We start from the raw sequence: 1,392 nt of genomic DNA on the forward strand, positions 1-1,392 counted from the left end.
GCCGCTTGTGTCTTAAGAGGGGATTAGAATCTGAAGTGAGAGCGGTGAATGACAAGCTGAATGCCGCAGGTGCCATGAGCACGAGTGGGAGCACAAGCTGTCATTCACCGTTCCACTTTGGCGAGAGCCCGAACAGTTGGATGCGGCTCTGATCTCGAATCACAAGCGTGGGCCAAGCCAAAGTCCTCTCACAATGTTGAGTTTAGGAGGGTTTGGTGATGGCGTCCTTCTTGGGTATCGATGTTTCCAGTCTTTCACTTGATGCGCTGGTGCGGCCTCAAGGCATAAAAATCCATGTGAGCAATGATCCGGCAGGCTTCGAGGAACTGCAGCGAAGCCTTGGCGGGTGCAGTATCAAGCGCGTTCTGCTGGAGGCCACAGGCGGTTACGAGCGAGAAGTCATGCAGTCCTTGCAGGATGCCGGCTATAAAGTCATACGTGTCAATCCCAGGCGGGCCCGAGCGTTCGCCGAATCCATCGGCATCAAAGCCAAAACCGACGCCATCGATGCCGAAGTATTGGCCCACTACGCAGAGGTCATTCCAGACCAGCCCACCCTGCGGATCAGCCCGGAGCGTGCGCTGCTGCGGGAATTGCTGCAGCAACGTGATCGGTTGGTTCAACAGCGGGATGACGACCTGAGGCGCCTGAAACAGGCACAGTCTAACGTGGTGGCCGACTTTCTGAAGGCCAACCTTCAGCACTTCAAGTCACAGATCAAGCTGGTTGAACAAAAGATCTGTCAGCAAACGGAAGAGCTGAAAGATGAACGGGTTGCTCAGCTGGTACAGGTCAAAGGCATTGGACTGGTGACGGCGGGCAAGCTTGTAACGCTTCTGCCAGAACTGGGACGTGTAGAGTCCAGAGAAATAGCCTCATTGGTTGGGGTAGCGCCCTTCAACCACGACAGCGGAAAATCCGTGGGCAAGCGCTCTATTTCAGGCGGACGGTTTGAGGCCCGGCGAGCGCTTTACATGTCATGCCTTGTGGCGGTTAAGTACAACCCAGCGCTCAAGGCTCGTTATGAGGCGCTGCTCGAACGAGGGAAAGTTGCCAAGGTCGCTATCGTAGCCTGCATGAGGGTATTCCTCGTACGGCTCAATGCCATGCTCAGGACTGGCGAGCCTTGGCTGGACCTGGTTTTGCCTCAGCCCAAGGGGACTAGATCAGGAAGCTGAGGAAACCCATATGAAAGCAGCTTGCCCACACCGCGCTGGATGGCACGGGCTTCGCCCGTGTTCGCGGGCAAGCCCGCTCCCACAGGGGCCGCGCAAGCTTTTCAAATTTCGAGCAAGACAGTTGGCACGGGCTTCGCCCGTGTTCGCGGGCAAGCCCGCTCCCACAGGGGCCGCGCAAGCTTTTCAAATTTCGAGCAAGACAGTTGCTCCCACA

Annotated in this window: 1 protein-coding gene; it reads left to right on the forward strand. The window is 56.8% G+C overall.

Annotated elements, in window-relative coordinates:
• Positions 1-218 precede the first annotated feature (218 nt).
• Positions 219-1,178: an IS110 family transposase gene (locus ACIPW4_RS27335; protein WP_400663787.1), complete on the forward strand. Its 960-nt coding sequence runs from the start codon at positions 219-221 to the stop codon at positions 1,176-1,178.
• The last annotated feature ends 214 nt before the right edge of the window (positions 1,179-1,392 follow it).

Source organism: Pseudomonas sp. NPDC089996, assembly GCF_044748405.1.
Taxonomy (GTDB): Bacteria; Pseudomonadota; Gammaproteobacteria; order Pseudomonadales; family Pseudomonadaceae; genus Aquipseudomonas.